The 18,035-nt window shown below is 70.5% G+C and carries 16 protein-coding genes and 1 pseudogene; 10 read left to right on the top strand and 7 right to left on the bottom strand.

Going from position 1 to position 18,035, the window contains the following annotated elements; translation table 11 throughout:
• Positions 1 to 438 precede the first annotated feature (438 nt).
• The 8 genes from B4N89_RS47065 to B4N89_RS47100 all read left to right on the top strand — a co-directional run bounded on the left by B4N89_RS47065 (position 439) and on the right by B4N89_RS47100 (position 9,310).
• On the top strand, positions 439 to 1,617 hold the full coding sequence (locus B4N89_RS47065) for an agmatine deiminase family protein (protein ID WP_078982841.1): 1,179 nt from the start codon (positions 439 to 441) through the stop codon (positions 1,615 to 1,617).
• A gap of 84 nt (positions 1,618 to 1,701) precedes the next feature.
• A complete protein-coding gene (locus tag B4N89_RS47070; RefSeq protein ID WP_078982874.1) occupies positions 1,702 to 2,868 on the top strand; it encodes an agmatine deiminase family protein in 1,167 nt (388 codons plus the stop codon).
• Positions 2,869 to 2,972: 104 nt separating this feature from the next.
• A complete protein-coding gene (locus tag B4N89_RS47075; RefSeq protein WP_078982842.1) occupies positions 2,973 to 3,986 on the top strand; it encodes an agmatine deiminase family protein in 1,014 nt (337 codons plus the stop codon).
• Positions 3,987 to 4,017: 31 nt separating this feature from the next.
• Complete coding sequence (locus B4N89_RS47080; RefSeq protein ID WP_078982843.1) at positions 4,018 to 5,694, top strand: ABC transporter substrate-binding protein; 1,677 nt, start codon at positions 4,018 to 4,020, stop codon at positions 5,692 to 5,694.
• The gene (locus B4N89_RS47085) at positions 5,691 to 6,653 is read left to right on the top strand and encodes an ABC transporter permease (protein ID WP_078982875.1); all 963 of its coding nucleotides are present in this window, start codon (positions 5,691 to 5,693) and stop codon (positions 6,651 to 6,653) included. Before B4N89_RS47080 ends, B4N89_RS47085 begins: the two co-directional genes overlap by 4 nt.
• Positions 6,650 to 7,507, top strand: a complete 858-nt coding sequence (locus B4N89_RS47090; protein WP_078982844.1) for an ABC transporter permease — start codon at positions 6,650 to 6,652, stop codon at positions 7,505 to 7,507. The genes B4N89_RS47085 and B4N89_RS47090 overlap by 4 nt, the downstream gene beginning before the upstream one ends.
• Positions 7,504 to 8,484, top strand: coding sequence for an ABC transporter ATP-binding protein (locus B4N89_RS47095; RefSeq protein WP_235619404.1), 981 nt, complete (start codon positions 7,504 to 7,506; stop codon positions 8,482 to 8,484). Before B4N89_RS47090 ends, B4N89_RS47095 begins: the two co-directional genes overlap by 4 nt.
• Positions 8,477 to 9,310, top strand: a complete 834-nt coding sequence (locus B4N89_RS47100; RefSeq protein WP_078982846.1) for an ABC transporter ATP-binding protein — start codon at positions 8,477 to 8,479, stop codon at positions 9,308 to 9,310. The genes B4N89_RS47095 and B4N89_RS47100 overlap by 8 nt, the downstream gene beginning before the upstream one ends.
• A gap of 248 nt (positions 9,311 to 9,558) precedes the next feature.
• On the opposite strand, the gene B4N89_RS47105 is transcribed toward B4N89_RS47100, so the two are convergent.
• Entirely contained in the window at positions 9,559 to 10,125 is a 567-nt protein-coding gene (locus B4N89_RS47105; protein WP_143658501.1) for a hypothetical protein, read from the bottom strand.
• 451 nt (positions 10,126 to 10,576) lie between these two features.
• Between B4N89_RS47105 and B4N89_RS47110 the strand changes: the two genes are divergently transcribed.
• Complete coding sequence (locus B4N89_RS47110; protein ID WP_078982848.1) at positions 10,577 to 11,482, top strand: hypothetical protein; 906 nt, start codon at positions 10,577 to 10,579, stop codon at positions 11,480 to 11,482.
• Between the two features lie 621 nt (positions 11,483 to 12,103).
• Here the strand turns inward: B4N89_RS47110 and B4N89_RS47115 are convergent.
• From B4N89_RS47115 to B4N89_RS47140, 5 genes and pseudogenes are all read right to left on the bottom strand, one after another.
• Positions 12,104 to 12,541, bottom strand: a pseudogene (locus B4N89_RS47115) (transposase); the annotation flags it as partial.
• A gap of 123 nt (positions 12,542 to 12,664) precedes the next feature.
• The gene (locus B4N89_RS47120) at positions 12,665 to 13,672 is read right to left on the bottom strand and encodes a hypothetical protein (RefSeq protein WP_078982849.1); all 1,008 of its coding nucleotides are present in this window, start codon (positions 13,670 to 13,672) and stop codon (positions 12,665 to 12,667) included.
• A complete protein-coding gene (locus B4N89_RS47125; RefSeq protein WP_078982850.1) occupies positions 13,669 to 14,295 on the bottom strand; it encodes an RNA polymerase sigma factor in 627 nt (208 codons plus the stop codon). The genes B4N89_RS47120 and B4N89_RS47125 overlap by 4 nt, the downstream gene beginning before the upstream one ends.
• Positions 14,296 to 14,708: 413 nt before the next feature.
• On the bottom strand, positions 14,709 to 15,146 hold the full coding sequence (locus B4N89_RS47135; RefSeq protein WP_078982852.1) for a PDZ domain-containing protein: 438 nt from the start codon (positions 15,144 to 15,146) through the stop codon (positions 14,709 to 14,711).
• A gap of 311 nt (positions 15,147 to 15,457) precedes the next feature.
• Entirely contained in the window at positions 15,458 to 15,925 is a 468-nt protein-coding gene (locus tag B4N89_RS47140; RefSeq protein WP_078982853.1) for a p23/wos2 family protein, read from the bottom strand.
• Between the two features lie 794 nt (positions 15,926 to 16,719).
• Here B4N89_RS47140 and B4N89_RS47150 point away from each other — a divergent pair.
• Entirely contained in the window at positions 16,720 to 17,397 is a 678-nt protein-coding gene (locus B4N89_RS47150) for a helicase associated domain-containing protein (protein ID WP_235619405.1), read from the top strand.
• An 83-nt stretch (positions 17,398 to 17,480) separates the two neighbouring features.
• On the opposite strand, the gene B4N89_RS47155 is transcribed toward B4N89_RS47150, so the two are convergent.
• Positions 17,481 to 17,663 (bottom strand): RNA polymerase sigma factor, encoded by a 183-nt coding sequence (locus B4N89_RS47155; protein ID WP_078982856.1) that lies wholly within the window; start codon positions 17,661 to 17,663, stop codon positions 17,481 to 17,483.
• Positions 17,664 to 18,035: the final 372 nt, after the last annotated feature.

Below are 18,035 nucleotides of genomic sequence, written 5' to 3' on the forward strand. Positions count from 1 at the left end.
GCGATGAGGGCGACCGGAGCAACCGGACGGGTACCCCGTGCCGGCGTGTCCGTGCGGAGCGATCGGGTGCACCGCCGGGCGAACGAGTGAATGCGGGCGCGGACCGAGTGTCCGGATTCCCGCCGACAGCGGGGTGCCCGCCGGCAGGCGGCGGGCGGGTGATCCCGGACCGTCCGGACGGCGTCCGGGCCGTGGATGGCGGGTGAAGGACCCTTACCCCTCCATATCTTGACTGATTTTTCAGTCAGTGCCACAGTGTGGGCACGCCAACCGAAACCGTCCCGCGGCCCCGCCCGACGCTCCGGGCCCGACGGTCCGGCCTGGACCGTCGGATTCGGACACGGCGAGCGCGACACGAAGGTCCGCAGCGCACCGCCTCACCGCCCCATGTATCCGACCCCGCCGTTCCGGCGGGAGCAGCCGACAGGAGAGTCAGCCATGCATGAAGCGCACGGTTCGAACCGCTCGGACGCGCTCGACGGCTCCGCCGCGCACCCGTCCCGCCGCAACTTCGTCGGCGCCGCGCTGCTCGGCGCCGCGGGCCTGACCGTCGGTGCATCCTCCCGGGCCGGCGCAACCCCGCGCACCGCCGCCAAAGCCCGGGTCGCTGCCGCCGTCCTGCGGGTCCCCGCAGACGACGTCGCACACGTACGCACCTGGATGGCGTGGCCGAGCAAGTCGTCGATCTGGGGCAACCGGCTCAGCGGCGTGCAGAACGACGTCGCGCTCATCGCCAAGACGATCGCCCGCTTCGAGCCGGTGGTCATGATGGCGGCGGACTCCTCCAGCGCGAGCACCGCACGGTCCAAGTGCGGCTCCACGGTGACCGTCATCAGCTCGATCCCGGTCGACGACCTGTGGGCCCGCGACACCGCGCCGGTGTTCCGAACCGACGGCTCCGGCCGCCGCGACGCGGTCGGCCTCGGCTTCAACGGCTGGGGCAGCAAGCAGACCCACGCCAAGGACGCCCTGGTGGCCTCCCAAATCGCCTCGTTCGACGGCCTGGCGTTCACCAGGGCCGGCTTCACCGGTGAGGGCGGCGCGATCGAGACCGACGGTGACGGCACCGTGATGGCCACCGAGTCCAGCCTGATCAACGGCAACCGCAACCCCGGCATGACCAAAGCGCAGGTCGAGGCCGCAGTGCTGGCCGCCTACGGGGCGACCAGGATGCTGTGGGTTCCCGGTATCAAGGGCCAGGACATCACCGACGACCACATCGACGCCACCTCGCGGTTCATCCGCCCCGGCGTCGTCATGGTGCAGATGCCGCCCGCGAGCCGCACCGACATTTGGGCGCAGGACGCCCGCAAGCAGTTCCAGATCCTGTCCGCGGCGACCGACGCGAAGGGCCGCCGCCTGCGGGTGATCCGCATCGACGGGCCGGACACGGTGCGCTCCGACAGCGAGGACTTCGTCGACTCGTACATCAACTTCCACGTCTGCAACGGCGGCGTCGTCATGGCGCAGTTCGGCGACACGGCCAAGGACGCCGCGGCCAAGCAGGTCGTCGCCGCCGCTTTCCCGGGCCGCCAGGTCGTGCAGATCAACATCGACCGCATCGCCCTCGGGGGCGGCGGCGTGCACTGCACGACCATGCAGGAGCCCGTCGCCTAGGCAATGCCCGCAGCGTCCGACCGGCGCCGGACCACTCCTCCTGTGTCGTACAGCGCCCACCGCACTACCCGTTCGGAGTTCATCGTGTCTGGTTCGTCCATCTCCCGCCGCGCAGTCCTGCGCGGCATGGTCGCCGCCGGCGCCGTGGCCACCGGTGCCGCCGCCTGCTCCTCCGCCGAGGACGGTGCCGACGAGCCCGCCGGCCGGGCAACGGGCCGGCCGGAAGGCGGCACTGCGGCACCGGCGGGGAGAAGGTTCGGCGCGGAGTGGGAAAAGCACGAGCGGACGCTCATGTCCTGGCCCGCCTCCGCCGGGATCCGGGGCAAGGACCTGCGCGAGGACGTGGCTCGGGTGGCCCGGGCGATCGCCGAGTTCGAGCCGGTGGTCCTCCTGACCCGCCCGGGCCAGGAGGACGCCGCCCGCAAGGCGTGCGGCTCCCTGGTCGAGGTGGCCGCCGTCCCGGTCGACGGCCTGTGGGCGCGCGATACCGCGGCGGTCTGCGTCGAGGATGCCGGGGCGCTGCTCGGCATCGACTTCAACTTCAACGGCTGGGGCGACAAGCAGACCCACGCCAACGACGGCAAGGTCGCCGCAGCCGTGCCGGCGCGCTACAACCTGGCACGGTTCCAGGCCCCGCTCGTGGCCGAAGGCGGCTCGTTCGAGACCGACGGGGCCGGCACGCTGATGGTCACCGAGAGCTCGATCGTCAACGCCAACCGCAACCCCGGCAGGAACAGGGCCCAGCTCGAAGAAGAACCCAAGCGCACGCTCGGGGTCACGCAGGTGGTGTGGTTCGCGGGCGTGCGCGGCGAGGACATCACCGACGCGCATGTCGACTCGCTGGTGCGGTTCGCCGCGCCTGGCGTCGTGCTGCTCGACACGCCCTTCCCCTGCATGCCGGCCGACTCGTGGTCGCGGTCCGCCGACCGGGCCCGCGCGGTACCGAAGGACGCGGTGGACGCGCGGGGCAAGGCGTTCGAGGTGATCGACCTGCCGCAGCCGGATCCGGACCGAATCACCGGCCGCGGCGACACGTTCCTGTCCACGTACGCCAACTTCTACATCGCGAACGGTGCGGTGCTCATCCCCGAGTTCGGCGACCCCGAGGCCGACGACCGGGCCAAGCGCATGCCGGCCGACCACTTCCCCGGGCGTGAGGTCGTCGCCGTTCCGATCGACGGCATCGCCTCCGGCGGTGGCGGCATCCACTGCTCCACCCACGACGTGCCGGCCGCGCCCGCGGCCCGGTAGTCCCGGGCGTCGGCTCCGCCCGAGGCGATCCAGCCGACGAATCCCACCCACCGACCTCCTTTCCGCGGTTACCGCACCACCCACGATCGAAAGAGACAACACCCATGACGTTCCGGATGCCCGCCGAGTGGACCGAGCACGACCGCTGCCTGATGGCCTGGCCGACCCGCGCCGACCTGTGGGGCGAGATGTTCGCGTCCGCGAAGACGGAGTACGCCGCGGTCGCCCGCGCCATCGCGGAGTTCGAGCCGGTCACCATGGTCACCGTGCCGGGCTCGGGCGGCGAGGCCCGGACGCTGTGCGGCGAAGCGGTCACCGTCGTCGAACTGCCCATCGACGACGCGTGGTTCCGCGACTCGGGCCCGATCTTCGTCACCGATGAGGACGGCCGCCGAGCGGGCGTCGACTTCCGGTTCAACGCGTGGGGCCGCAAGCACTCCCCGTGGGATTCGGACGACAAGGTGGCCGCGGCGCTGATCGCCCGGGTGGGCGACGAGCGCATCGCCTCGGACATGATCCTCGAGGGCGGCGCCATCACCGTCGACGGAGAGGGCACCCTCATCACCACCGAGCAATGCCTGCTGCACCCGAACCGCAACCCGGACATGAGCCGCGCCGAGATCGAGGCGGAGATCAAAGCGAAGCTGGGCGTCACCAAGATCGTCTGGCTGCCGTACGGCGGCCTGCTGGACGAGGAGACGGACGGACACGTCGACGGCGTATGCGCGTTCGTCGCGCCGGGCAAGGTGATCATCCAGCTGCCCGAGGACCCGGAGCACCCCGACTACGCCCGCTGCCGCGCGAACCGCGCCGTGCTGGAGGCGTCCACGGACGCGCGGGGCCGCCCGTTCGAGATCGTCGAGATCTCGCAGTCGAACGCCTTGCTCTGGGGCGGCATCGACATCGAGGTGTCGTACCTGAACTTCTACATCGCCAACGGCGGCGTCGTCGTGCCGGTCGCGGACCATCCCGCGGACGCCGGGGCGCTCGCCGTCATCCAGGCCGCCTTCCCCGACCGGAAGGTCGTCGGCGTCGTCACCCCGACCGTCGCCTACGGCGGCGGCGGCGTGCACTGCATCACCCAGCAGGTCCCCGTCACGTCCTCGCCCTCCGCCTAGCCCGCGCACTCCCCCTCGGAAGGGACTCCCGATGCCCGGAAACGCTCCGTTCCCGTCCAGACCCTCCATACGCCGCGCCGCCGTCCCGGCCGCGGTGCTGGCGCTCGCACTCGTCGCGGCCTGTTCGGGACCGCCGAAGAACAACGACAACCCGGCGGGCCCGTCCGGGGGAGGCACCAACGCGGGCGGCTTCGCACTGTCGGCCGGGACCCCGCCGGCCAAGGGCGACATCGACAAGTTCGGCTGGGCGCTGTACGCCGAACCGCTCACCCTGGACTGGATCCAGGCGTTCGACTACCCGCAGAACACCGTGCTCTCGAACGTCTGCGAGAGCCTGATGCGCTGGACCCCCGATCTGAAGGTCCAGCCGGGGCTGGCCCAGAAGGCGTCCAACCCGGACCCGAACACGTGGGTGTACGACCTGCGCCAGGGCGTGAAGTTCCACAACGGCGAGACGATGACCGCGGACGACGTGGTCTTCAGCTTCGGCCGCCAGATGAACCCGGACCTGGCCGCGTCCTGGGCCGAGTCGTTCGAGAACGTCGACGCGGTAACCGCCACCGGCCCGCTGCAGGTCACCGTCAAGCTCAAGAAACCCGACTCGCTGTTCCCGCAGCTGATGGCGACCGCGGCGGGCGTGGTGGCGAACCGCAGGGGCGTCGAGGCGCACGGCAAGGACTACGGCGTCGAAGGCAGCCTGGAGTGCACGGGCCCGTACAGGCTCGCCCGCTGGGCCAAGGGCCAGTCCGTGGACCTGGAGCGGTTCAACGGCTACTGGGGAACCAAGCCGAAGGCCAAGACGGTCGAGTTCAAGTTCCTCACCGACCCCTCCGCGCGTACCAACGCGATGCTGAGCGGCGAGGTCGACGGCGGGTTCCTCATCCCGACCGAGAGCTACCAGCGGCTGCGCGCCGGCGGCGTCGGCACACTGTACGCGGGCGAGGGATTGAGCACGGTCAACGTGAACGTGACGAGCATGAAGGGCGCGCTCGGCGACGTGCGCGTGAGGCGGGCGCTGTCGATGGCGCTGGACCGTTCCGGCTTCGTCAAGACCGCGCTGGCGGGCAACGGCACGGTCACCAACTCGATCACGCCCAAGGCGTCGTGGACGGGCTCCTCGCCGCAGGTGCCGGCCGACGCGTTCGACAAACTGCCGCCGTCCGCGCAGGACATCGACGGCGCGAAGAAGCTGATCGAGGAGGCGGGCGCCAAGGGCAAGAAGGTCGTCGTCGCGACCAGCCCGATCGGGCAGGACGTGAGCCTGCTGGCGACCGCGATCCAGGACGCCGGAACCAGGATCGGCCTCGACGTCGAGCTCGAGACGATCGCGCCGGACGCGTTCTCGGCGCTGTTCACCGACCCGGCGGCGCGCGAGGGGATCGACATGTTCCCCGAGACGTACTACCTGTCGGTGACCGACCCGGTCGACCTGCTGCGCAACTTCCGGACCGGCGGGTACCAGAACCACGCCGGCTACTCGAACCCGGAGTACGACGCGCTGGTGGAGCAGATCACCGCGACGTACGACCCGCAGCAGCGGATCGCGCTGGAGGCCAAGCTCCAGAAGATGGCCGCCGACCAGGTGCTGTGGATGCCGGTCGCCGAGTGGCCCTCCACGGTGTTCCTGAACAAGCGGATCACCGGCGCGCCTACCACCATCGCGTACATGTACTACCCGTGGGCGGCCGATGTGGGGGCCGCGGGGTGATATTCCTGAGATTCGCCGTACGGCGGTTGCTGGAGATGGCCGTCACCCTGCTCGGCGCCTCGTTCGTGGTCTTCGGTGCGATGTACCTGGCGCCGGGGAATGCGGCGAGTTTCCTCCTGGGCGGGCGGTCGGCCTCGCCGGCCGCCCTTCGGGCGATCGAGAACCAGTACCACCTGAACGACCCGTTCATCGTGCAGTACGGCCGCTGGCTCGGGAACATCCTGCACGGCGACTTCGGCCGCTCGCTGCAGTACCGCACCGACGTGTCCGAACTTCTGTCCTCCCGGCTGCCCACCACGCTCCTCCTCGTCGGCATGGCGCTGGTCGTCGTCATCGTGCTCGGCCTGGCTCTCGGCTGGATCGGCGCGGTGCGCGGCGGCGCGACCGACTCGGGGATCCTGGTCGGCACCACGTTCGCGATCGGCACGCCGTCGTTCGTGGCGGCGATCCTGCTCCAGGGCCTGTTCGCGGTGCAGTTGGGTTGGTTCCCGTCCAGCGGCAGCGGAAGCGGGGACGGGTTCGGCCGGATGCTGTGGCACCTGGCCCTCCCGGCCGTCGCGCTCGCGCTCTACCTGGTCGGGCTGCTGGCCCGGGTAACGCGGGCGGCGATGCTCGAGGCGATGGAGGGCGAGCACGTCACCGTCGCCCGCAGCCGCGGTGTCCCCGAACGGCACATCATCGGCCGGCACGTTTTCCGCAACGCGCTCGGCCCCGTACTGACCACCGCGGGCCTGATCGTCTCGACGCTGCTGGTGTGCACCGTGCTCGTGGAGTCCGCGTTCAGCGTCGGCGGCATCGGACAGCTTCTCGAACTGTCCGCTACCACCAAGGACTTCCCGACCGTGCAGGCCATCTCCCTGATCATCATCGCGGTCTTCATGACCGTGAACCTCCTCGTCGACCTGCTGCTGCCCCTGGTCGACCCGCGCATCAGCCTGGGATCGAGGGCCGACGCATGAGTTCCGTGACCCTCATCCGGCGTCCGGGCCTGTCCCGGATCCGCGCGAGGCGCGCTCCGCTGTACGTGGTCAGCCTGGTGTTCGTCGGCGTGGTCGTCGTCATGGCGCTGCTCGCGCCGTGGATCGCGCCGTACGACCCCAACACGGCCGAGCTCGGCAACGCGCTGGCACCGTCGTCGGCGGACCATCTGCTCGGTGTGGACGCGGCGGGCCGGGACACGCTGTCCCGGCTCGTCGTCGGGGCCCGCACCTCGCTGCTCGGCCCGCTCGGCGTGGTCGTCATCTCCACGCTGCTGGGCGCGGCGGTCGGCGTCGCGGCCGGCTGGCGCGGCGGCCGGCTCGACTCGCTGCTGTCGCGCGGCTCCGAACTGACGCTGGCCTTCCCGGGGTTGCTGATGGCGATCCTCATCGTGGCGGTCTACGGCGAGGGGCTCATGGCGCCGGTCGTGGCGCTGTCGATCGCGTACTTCCCGTACGTCAGCCGACTCACCCGCTCACTGGTGCTCGCCGAACGTGCCCGGCCCTACGTGGCCGCGTACCAGGTGCAGGGGCACTCGGGGCCGCAGATCTGCGTCAAGCACGTGGTGCCCAACATCGCGCCGGTGGTGCTGGCGCAGTCCACCGTCAACTTCGGGTACGCCCTGATCGACCTGGCCGGCCTGTCGTTCCTCGGCCTGGGTGTCCCGGCTCTCACACCCGACTGGGGACGCATGGTCTTCGACGGCAAGTCCGCCATCCAGAGCGGCTATCCGCTCTCGGCGATCGTCCCGTGTCTGGCGATCATCCTCACCGTCGTGGCGTTCAACGTGGTCGGCGAGCGGTGGGCCGACAAGGTCGCGGGGAGGAAGCGGTGAGCGCAACACTCGACATCCAAGGGCTGCGGCTGTGGCTCCCGGACACCGCCCGCCCGGTCTTGGACGGCGTCGACCTGACGGTCGGCCCGTCGGAGACGGTGGCGCTGGTCGGCGAGTCGGGCTCCGGCAAGACCCTGACGTCTCGCACGGTGCTGCGCCTGCTTCCCAAGGACGCAGAGACCCACGGCAAGGTCCTGGTCGCCGGAGACGACGTGCTGACCATGAACGCCAAGCAGCTGCGCAGGCTGCGCACACAGACCGCGGCGATGGTCTTCCAGGACCCGCGCGCCGCCATCAACCCGCTGCGCCGCATCGGCGACTTCCTCACCGAGGGCATGCGGCTCAACAAGCTGATGACGGCGCCGACGGCGACCGCACGCGCGGGCGAACTCCTGGACGCGGTCGGCCTGTCCGCTGATCTGATGGGAAGCTATCCGGGCCGGTTGTCGGGCGGCATGCTGCAACGCGTCATGATCGCCGCGGCGCTCATGGGCGACCCGAAGCTGCTGCTCGCCGACGAGCCGACCACCGCACTGGACGTCACCTCGCAGGCCGAGGTCGTCACGCTACTCGGCGACCTGCGCGAACGCTTCGGCACAGGGCTGCTGTTCGTCACCCACGACCTGGGGCTCGCCGCCGCGATCAGCGACCGTGTGTACGTGATGTACGCGGGACGTATCGCGGAGACCGGGCCTGCCGCGTCGATCTTCGCGCGGCCGCGACACCCGTACACCAGGGCGCTGCTCGAGTCGACGCCGAGCCTGGACGCCCCGCAGGGCCGGCTGACGGCCATCGAGGGCCGGCCGCCGGACCTGCGCAAGGACGTGGTCGGCTGTCCGTTCGCACCCCGGTGCGCGCTCGCCACCGAGGTGTGCACGACGACGGCGCCGCCCGTCTCCGCCGCGCCCGACGAGCCCGCGCACACCGCCGCATGCCACCACGCGGAACGTCTGGAACGGGAGGCCGCGGATGTCTGACTTTCTCCTCGAAGTCAGCGGACTGACCCGCACGTTCGGTGAGGTGCGCGCGGTGGACGAGGTGTCGTTCACGTTGGCGAAGGCCGGTTCGCTCGGCATCGTCGGCGAGTCCGGGTCCGGTAAAACCACCACCGCCCGGATCATCGTCGGGTTGGAGCGCGCCGAGGGGGGCGTCGTGCGCGTGCACGGCGAGGAGCAGTCCGCGGGCGGGCGCGGACGGGCGGCCCGACTGGCCCGTGCCCGCCGCATCCAGATGGTGTTCCAAGACCCCTACCTGTCGCTCGACCCGCGCACCAGCGTCCAGGACGTGCTGCGGGAGACCCTCAAGCTGCACTTCCCGGACATCGACCACGCCTCGCGCATCCGGGAGTTGCTCGACCGAGTCGGGCTCGGCACGCGGGCGGCGGAGGCACGGCCGCGCGAACTGTCCGGCGGGCAGCGGCAGCGCGTCGCCATCGCGCGGGCCATCGCGGTCGAGCCTGCCATCCTCGTCCTCGACGAGGCGGTCGCCGCGCTGGACGTCTCGGTCCAGGCGCAGATCCTCAACCTGCTCGCGGATATCCGCGAACAGACCGGTATCGGCTACCTGTTCATCACGCACGACCTGGGCGTGGTGCGCTGCGTCACGGATGACGTGATCGTGATGCGGCGCGGGCGGATCGTCGAGGCGGGTCGCACCGCGGACGTGCTCACGTCGCCGCAGCACCCGTACACGCAGCTGCTGCTGGCCTCCGTGCCACGGCCCGGCTGGGACCCGAAGGCCATCGGACAGGCGCGGCGCGCACTGGCGGATGCCGCCGAGGGCCGGCCGGCGAAGGCGGGCTGACGAACACGCGGGGGTGCCCGTCCTGGGTGTGGCAGGACGGACACCCCCGCTTCGGCCCGCTTCGGTGGCCGGGTGTGATGGGGCCGCGGCCCAGACCGAGTGGGTCGCGCAGCCCGGCCGGGGAGTTGACCGTCTGCGCGAGAGTGCCCAGGACCTTGTCGGACGCCTCGCTGCCCTTCGCGCTCACGGAACCGACTCACGGCGACTGCGGCTGCTCAGCCGGTGACTGGCATCGGGGCGGAAATCGGTCATCGGCGGCCGGTCGTGGCATCGCCCGCCCAGACGAACTGCTCGCCCAGGGTGATCGTGATGCCGCGATCCCAGCGGCGGATTCGGCCGTCGCGCTCCCACGCGTCCCACGCCGGCTCGATCTCGTCCACCAGGCGCCGAAGCCCACCCTGCCCGGCGCAGATCCGGCCGTCGGGCAGCGTGGTGAGTACCGCCCACAATCGGGCGCCGTCGTGGATCCACGCGTTGACGCCGTCCTCGGTGAGCAGTCGGGCGACGGCCCGAGTGGCGAGGGTATGGACGCGGTCGACACCGCCCAGTCGCGCCGCGCTGTCCTGCGCCCAACCGCGCACCGCGTCACCGTCGCCAACGTCCAGTCCCATCAGGTACGGCTTCGTGGCGCGCGGTCCGTGTTCGGCGGAACGGGTTGCACGAGCGGTGAGTTCGCCCGTGTGAACCAGCGCCGCGCGGTCGGTGTCGGCGAGCGCCACTCGGGCCCCACGCCGGGCGAACTCGACCGCCAACGCCCGCCCCGGTCCCGCCCCGACCCCGGTGACCGCGACCACTCTGCCGTCCGGGTTCCGCACCGGTCCCACCTCCGCACCCGCGTCGACACCGGTCAAGAAGTCGGGTGAACAGCGCCGATACCCGCGTCCGTACCGACCGATGCTTTTGGACCGATGCTTTTGGTACGACCGGTGTCCGACCGGCTCGGCAATCCCGGCGCAGCCGGGATGACGCCGCACGAGTGACGACCAAGGTGACGCCGCATGAGCCGCGCCCGTCCCGGGGCGCGGTTCAGCCCCCGAATCGGGGGGCGGCTGCCGTCACACGGTCGACCAACTTCCGGTCCCCTCGCGCGGTCCGCGTTCGGGTGAGCCCGGACCCGGCCCGGTTTCGGTCACCCGCGAGAGGGGACACGGCAAACCGTGCCCGCCGGTGCGCGGCACTGCGGCGACGCCGCACCATCCCTCCCCACCGGCCGGTCCGTGAGCCATTGTGCCGTCGGTGCCCACCTCGAGCAGGAAGACGCTCCCCATGACCTCCACCACCACCTCCCCGGCGGCCGACACGTTCCTGCCCGAGGGCGGCCATCCCTTCCACATCACCCCGAACGAGGAGCGTTGTCTGCGGACGCAGGGCGCGCGCGTCGCCCCCTCCCCCGTCATCGCCCAGGCCGCGTCCTTCGACGAATACGTCCGCCAACTCATGATCCCGCCCGCCGTGATGGACCTCTACCGCAAGGCCGCGGACCTGCGCATGTCCCCCATCGAGATCGAGGCGATGCGCAAACACCTCGCACCGCTCGCGCCCGGCTCCAACGGGCTGCTGCGCCGCATCATGCTCGACAAGGCGGAAAGGGACGACACCCACCCGCCCTACATCCGCGTCGCGTGCACCGGCAGGGGCACCTACGACCAGTGGGCCGTCGACCACGGCCACATCGACACCCTCGACGACCCCTACGGCGACATCGGATCACCCGCCGTACTGGAGATCTGGCCCGCCCAGCACTATTCGCCGATCCACTCCCACGGCAAGACCACCGGCATCGTCTTCTGCCTCGCCGGCCAACTCGACGTCATGGTCTACGACCGCCTCGCCAAGGACGCCACCAAACTCGCCCTGGTCACCCTCACCCCCGGCCAATGCGCCTGGCTCACCAAGACGAACTTCGCCGTCCACAAGGTCTACTGCCCCCTCGACGGCGGCAACGGCCCCACCCGCCCCGACTACATCAACAACACCGACGAGTTCGGCGCCAGCTTCCACGTCTACCTCAACGAGGACGAACTCACCGTGCAAGCCTACGACGAGAGCGACACCCGAGACGCCTTCGACTACATCGACGAGATCACCGGCGAACAAAGGCAGTTCAAGACCTACTCCGACCTGTCCTGGAGCATCCTGCGCCGCGTCCTGGCCAACACCCCACTCGGCTGAACCAGCCCCGGCCCTTCCCGAAGTCCGGCGGCCGACCCCGCGGACCCCGGACGACGACGCCCCTTCGAGGAGCGTCGAGGCGGCCACGGCACATCGCGGCCCCGCCGGGAGAGGCGATGCCACCTGCACCGTCCGCAAGGGCGACGGGACCACCACGGTCACCGTCATCAGCCCTCGGCCCTCACGGAACCGTGCGCAATGGTCTCCCGATACACGGCTCTTGTCACTCTGGTCATCGAACTTCCGCACACTCGAATCTCGCGCCCGCACGGCGCGTGGGCGCGCACACGCAGGGACTGGGCGTAGATGGCCTCAAGGACGTCGACGAAGCCGGGCCTCGGTCGGTGTGACGACCGCGAAACAGGATGCACGAGGCTCAGGGGACAGATCCGGCGCGCGCCGCCTGGCCACCGCTCACAGTGCTCCGGCGGAATGACCGCCCGGGGCCGATGCCATCGGTGAACGCCGCTCGGTGCCTCGGACCAGGGGCACTGTCACGGATGGCGCTGACGTTGTTTGGCGGGCTCTGGCAGCGATCACGGGGAGCCGTCACGCTCGGTGAGAACGCCCAGACCCGCAGAGGGGTGTGGGGTGACGGCGCAGGCATTGAGGGAACCATGTGTAGACCTCGGCCAGGTGGGGCTGGACCTCGCCGGTGGTCAGCCCCTTCGCGGACAGCGAGATCACCATCTCGTCCACCTCCGACAGACGCCGCTGCCGCTCGCGGACGATCCGCGGCTCGAACGATCCGTCGCGGTCCCGCGGCACCGATATCTCCACCGGGCCCACATCGGTCAACACGGTCTTCGCGCGCGTGCCGTTGCGCAAGTTCCCGCGGTTGTCCCCGACCGGATCGTGCTTCTCATACTCGAGATGGTCGGTGATCTCACCCTCGAGAGCGGACTCGAGAATCCGCTTGGTCAGTTGCTGCAACAGCCCGCCCTCGCCCACCAGATCCAGGCCCTGGGCCCGGGCCCGACCCACCAACTCGTTCAACCGGCCGTCCACAGCCTCATCGGCGACGCCCTCAACCGGGCTGTCCTGCACCGGCTCTGACATCACGTCAGTCATCTCTCGGCGTCACTTTCATGATCAGGTTCCACCGTTGGTTTTACAGTCCCGCCCCCGGGTCACGAGCGGACGCCGTATCCGGTCGCGGCCCGGGGGGTACGAGGCGCGACGTCAACGAGGGTTCGGCTCCCCGGCCGTCCACGGCACGGCTGGAGGACATGCCTGCGCAAGCATCCGCTGGGGCGGCGCGACATAACCGAGGATGCGGCCGTCGGGGGTACGGGCGCAGTCGGTCGCACCTCTGATGTGGTCCTTGGCAGAGTCCCAGACCAGCGCGCCCGACGCGTCGTAGCCGCGGATCCGGTTGTCCTCGGCGGGCTCCGGATCGCCGGCCCGTGCCGAGGAGCCCGTGGCGTACCAGATCCCGCCCGCCATCAGGGCGTCCTGTTCGCCTCGGCCATAATCCATGGTGACGCGGGTGACCCTGCCGCTGTATCGACCCCAGCCCTCCGTGGTCCACCGCCCCTGGAGCGTCTGGCCTCCTTCCAGGACTTCCACCGGCCCGATCATCCAGGCGCCATCGCGGCTGGAGGAGTCGGGTGAGGGAGTGGAGTCCGGCGCCGCGTCCCCGTGGCAATCGACCATCTGCCCGCGGTCGTCGACCGCGGTGGCGAAGTACAGGTCCGGGCGGCCCGGTCGCGGCGTACGCACGGCCAGATACGGACGAAACCTCGCGGCCGCCGCGGCCTGCGGCCGGCCGTCACCTCCAGGCAGAGTCAGTACACAGCGGTACACGAAATCCCGCGCGAGCGCCTCGGAGATGGCCCGCCCCTCGGGCACCGGGAGCATGCCCGCGGGCAGGGTGGGCGGCTTCACCACGGGGACCGGCGACTCGGTGCTCGCCGCGGACGCCTTCCCCGACGCCGCGGGCGGCGCATGGTGGGACCGGGCATCGTCATCGGAGAGGTTCACCGCGATACCCGTCGTAAGGGCCGCCACCGACGCCGCCACCAGGAGCGGGATGCGGTGGCGCGCCAGGAGCCCGCGCCGGGCGGGTAGCGCGGCGAGGCGAGGGTGGAGGTCGACGTCCTCGGCGGCGTCGAGCAGGGCCAAGACCTCCTCCCGGCGCAGGTCGTGGTCGCGCAGGTCACGGTCGGCGGGCGGACGGTTCGCGATCATGACGCCTCCTGGGAAAACGCGGACCGGCGACCGGTCACGGCATCGGCCCGGGCCCTCTCGTCGGATGGGTCGGGCGGGACGAGTTTGCGCAACCTGGCTCGGGCCCGATGCAGTCGGGATTTGACCGTCCCGGCGGCCACACCCAGCACTGCCGCGGCGCCGTGCGTGTCGAGGCCGCTCCAGACGCACAACTCGAGGACCTCTCGGTCGTGGTCGGAGAGTTGGGCCATCGCCCGGAGCAGGGTCGCCATGGTGCGTTCGTCGTCCAGGCGTGCGGCGACGTCGTCCGCGTGGTCCGGACTGGGCGCGGGTGGGGGCAACCGGGCCCGCAACAACTGATAACGCTGCAACGCCCGTCCGCTGTTGGCGGCGAGATTGCGGGCAACACCCAACAACCAGGGCAACGCGCTGTCCTGGTGCAGGACGACATCGGCTCTGGCACGCCAAGCGTGCAGGAACACGGCCGAGGTCAGGTCCTCGGCGTCCGGCCACGACGCCGTACGCCGGAACAAATAGTTGTGTACCGCGCGTGCGTGTCGATCGAACAGAACGCCGAATGCGGCTCGTTCGCCGCGGCAGGCCCTGTCCCACAACTCGCGATCGGTTTCCGTGGGGATACTCACGCCTGTACATGTCCACAGCCCGACCACCGGTTCCCGATGTCGCCCGACTTCCCGCAGCTTTCGCGGTCATGGTCGGTGGCGGGGTGAGCGGTGGGCACGCCCGGGAAACGGCGGACGACGTCGACACCGGCCGCCATCACCGCGGCGGGCACCCGGGTGCGCGGTGGTGTGGACGTGCGCGCGGGTGAGACGGCGTTCGTCGCGCAGCGCGAGCGGGCGGCGAACGGCCGGAGCCCGCAGGGCGGTCGACGACACGGTGTCGAGGGCGGGCACGGCCGGGGACGTCGAAGGCTCCCGGCCGGCGCCGTCGGTGGTGGTGGTGGTGGTGTTCATCGAGGTCCTCGTTCCCGCCCGTGGGAGCGGTGGATCGGCGATGGGTCAGGGGTTGGGGCCGAGGCGGGAGCAGGCCCGGGTCAACAGCGCGCGATCCACCGCGATGCCGGGTCACGGCTGCGGGCGGCGTAGGCGTGGGAGGTGATCTTCGCGGTGGTCACCGGGGTGTCGTTGAAGGGGGTGATCACATCGCCCTCGCGGATGCCGGTGGTGTCGGCGGCGCCGCCGGGGACGACGGAGGCGACCAGGGCGCCGCTGTGGTCGGGGACGTCCTTGCGGGTGACGCCCAGGGCACCCTGGATGCCCGGGGTGATGTCGATAGTCAGGGGTCGGGACTCGCCTCTGGCGGTGAACTCGCCTGTGTAGCGTCCGCCGGCCAGGGGCGCGTCGGTCAGCGCCCGCAGCGTCACGGTGACGGGGCTGGAGAAGGTCCACCGGCCCGGCCGCAGCGTGGCGACGGCGGTGGAACCGTCCGCGGCGATCGCGGCCGAACACGAACCGTTGCCCACACAGCGCATGCCCAGCGCGGTGATGCGGGTGTGAGGCGGGGCGATAACGGTGAAGAAGTGGTCGGCGCCTCGGCAGGGAGAAGACCGAAGATCGCCCCGACTCTCGGCTCAGGGCCCGGCTCGGGCACCAGCCTCCCACCCACCGGTTCACCCCGGGGTGAGCAACGGCATGCCGCACTCCGCACCGGCCTGGCCTGGTCGCCCGGTCGCTACAGCTTCCGGCACTCCGGCCCGGCCGGCGGCCGGCTGCGTCCGCTGCACGATCCGGCCGAGACCGGGGACGACGACGAACCCGACGAGTAGTCCATCCGCTTCATCACCTACTCCACAACCATGCCACTGAAGTCGTCGGCGTCGAATGCAGGCGCGTCATCCTGTTCGTCTTCGTCCACCCACCAGCGGAAGTCCGTCTTGATGTGCTGGGACCTGGCCTTCTCCTTCGTCAGGCGAGGCCAGTACTCCAGCTTCGCTTCACGCTTGCGCAGGATGAGAGAAAGCGAGCGCGACGTGAGCTTCCTGGTCGAGTTCTCCGGGTCGATCTCCGCGAAGAACTCCAGACCGAACTCGTAGCTCTGCTCGGGTGTGCCCGTCGCACCGGCGACGGCGCTGAAGCTCATGGAAGTGGGCGTCAGCGTGCACTTCAGCGTGTCCTCGTGAATATCCGGAACGTTGACGGTCAGGAACACCACGTTCCTCGTGGCGTCCTCGGCGCTGCTGCGCTGAGCCCACAGGACCTCGGGATGAATGGCGGCCATGGCGCACTCCAATCGGTTCTGGTAGTCGCTCAATTACGCAGAGTAGCGTCGGTGCCTGCCCGGGCTCGCCGACCACCTCGCCACCGTCGGCCCCGAAGCAGTCCGCCCGGCCGATCCGGGCCTCGCTCATCAAGCCCGCCCGTGCGCTGTAGGCCGCCCCGCACCGGTGACCTGTGTCGTCAAACGATGGCACCCTCAAGTGATCAACGCACCACCCACCGTCGCGGGGCACGGTCGGTGCGACGGGGCCGGCGTCTGCCGATGTGAGCGTCGGACGGGTCGAGGTGTCGCGGGCGCCCGGGGTTCTACAGGCCGCCGACCTTCGCGGGGAACTTCTGGAGCGATGCCGCGATGTCGTCGGGCTTGGCCGGGTCGATGAACTCGATCGGGGTCTTGAGCTGGAACAGGTCGCCCCGCGGGGGTATTGGGTGAGGACGGCGGTCAGCCTCGCCTCACCCTTCGGTGTCAGCACGATCGGGTCGCTGCCGGGCCGGTCGATCTTCAGGGTGCAGGTGCCCAGGTCGTAGAGGCAGTCGTACCGGGGCGGCAACTCCTGCGTCTGCCTCAAAAGGCCCTTCGCGTCGACGTCGATGTCGTTCTGTTCGAGCGTCAGCTTGTGGTCCTCGGCTTCGGGAAGTTCCGCCGTGAACCTGAGACCGATCAGGCGCAGGCGCACGCTGTTCATCGGGTCGTTGGGGTTGACGTCGACGCGGTGCTTCAAGCCTCCGCGGAAGTCCACGGACACCAGGGCGGTCCCGATCTGCAAGGGGGTGTTGACGGCGAGCGAGCTGCAGGGGATCTCAGCGCCGATCGGCGGCAGTTGGGACATGTGGAATCCTCACGTAGCGGGAACGGGACGGCGACTCGTCCCCCACCCACCCTCGGGCCTGCTCCCGCCCGAAGCCGGGACCGCCACCCGCGCGGCCCCCGGATTCACCCCAACGCACCCGGCCGCGGTGGCCGGCTCGGCAGCGGCCGGGGTGGGACGAGCCGAACGCGGCGCTACGCGGGCAGTTGCTCGCGCTCGGGCCGGCCCCGCCCGCGTTGACCGCGCGGCGGCCGGGGCCGAGGCGGCGGTGCCGGTGCCGGACGGGCCTCGGCCGAAGCGCACGCGCGAGCAGGCCTGGGCGACCGCGGTGGGCACGGCAGCGGCGTACCGGACCCGGGTAGGGCACCTGGAGGTGCCTCGGGGGCACGTGGAGACGGTGACCGCGTTCGACGGATGGCCGGAGGACGTACGACTGGGGGTGTGGGTGACCACCACCAGGAGCAGAAAGGCGAAACTCCCGGCCGAACGGATCGCAGCGTTGGACGCGTTGCGCCGCGCCGGTTCAGGACCAGGACGGCGGTCACCCCCAACTCGTGGGCGGCCTGCTCGTGTTCGCTGCTCGCCCACGACGGCGCCGGGGTTCCCGGGTCGGTCGCGGCGATGCGGTCGATCATCCGCTCCGCCGGCGAACAGTGCCCGCGGCCCTCGCCGATCGGATCGCTCCACCGTGACGTGAGGTCTGCGATGTCGGGGGCGTCCACGACGGTGGCGGCGTCCCGAGGAGTTCGCTAGGGCGGTGGGCCTCGGTCGTCGCGCATGTCAGTTCCTTCCGCTCGTGGTCCGAGGCTGCTTCGGGATGCGCAGTTCCCGGGCGAGGCGGCGTTTCGCGTGGCGGATCGTGGAGCGCACGGTGCTCTCGGCCACGCCCAGGTAGCCCGCCACCTCCGCGTCGGTGCAGCCCATCACGTAGCGCAGGACGATCACAACGAAGGTGTCCGGCAAAACGGAGCAAGCTCAGGGGGTCCACCAAAGCGGAGCAAACCCGGTCCTGCCCACAGGAGTGGCAGTCGACTCATCAAGTGAAGGCCACTCCAGGGTGTGATGTCAGCAGCGAGCGATTCGGTCGAAACTCCCGGGTAGCCTGAATGACCAAATGCGAAGAGTCTGACCTGGACCGACGGTGACGCATGGACCGTCGATGTGCCACTTGATGATGGCTCTGACTCTGACGGAGTCGCGACCGCTCGTGCAGTGGCGATAGTAAACGTCAGTGAAGGGGCCGCGGTAGCCGAGACTTGCCGCACAGGGCCGAGCGGCCTGTGGTGACATTTCCGCAGCCTGGGCTGGTGCTGCCGCCACGGTCCCCAACACAAC

The sequence above is a fragment of the Embleya scabrispora genome (assembly GCF_002024165.1).
Lineage (GTDB): Bacteria > Actinomycetota > Actinomycetes > Streptomycetales > Streptomycetaceae > Embleya > Embleya scabrispora_A.

What these genes read in the sequence shown, in the direction of transcription:
- B4N89_RS47065 (WP_078982841.1), top strand. Translation starts at nt 439, where the DNA reads ATGCATGAAGCGCACGGTTCGAACCGCTCGGACGCGCTCGACGGCTCC.
- B4N89_RS47075 (WP_078982842.1), top strand. Translation starts at nt 2,973, where the DNA reads ATGACGTTCCGGATGCCCGCCGAGTGGACCGAGCACGACCGCTGCCTG.
- B4N89_RS47080 (WP_078982843.1), top strand. Translation starts at nt 4,018, where the DNA reads ATGCCCGGAAACGCTCCGTTCCCGTCCAGACCCTCCATACGCCGCGCC.
- B4N89_RS47090 (WP_078982844.1), top strand. Translation starts at nt 6,650, where the DNA reads ATGAGTTCCGTGACCCTCATCCGGCGTCCGGGCCTGTCCCGGATCCGC.
- B4N89_RS47100 (WP_078982846.1), top strand. Translation starts at nt 8,477, where the DNA reads ATGTCTGACTTTCTCCTCGAAGTCAGCGGACTGACCCGCACGTTCGGT.
- B4N89_RS47110 (WP_078982848.1), top strand. Translation starts at nt 10,577, where the DNA reads ATGACCTCCACCACCACCTCCCCGGCGGCCGACACGTTCCTGCCCGAG.
- B4N89_RS47120 (WP_078982849.1), bottom strand. Translation starts at nt 13,672, where the DNA reads ATGATCGCGAACCGTCCGCCCGCCGACCGTGACCTGCGCGACCACGAC.
- B4N89_RS47135 (WP_078982852.1), bottom strand. Translation starts at nt 15,146, where the DNA reads ATGCGCTGTGTGGGCAACGGTTCGTGTTCGGCCGCGATCGCCGCGGAC.
- B4N89_RS47150 (WP_235619405.1), top strand. Translation starts at nt 16,720, where the DNA reads ATGTGGAATCCTCACGTAGCGGGAACGGGACGGCGACTCGTCCCCCAC.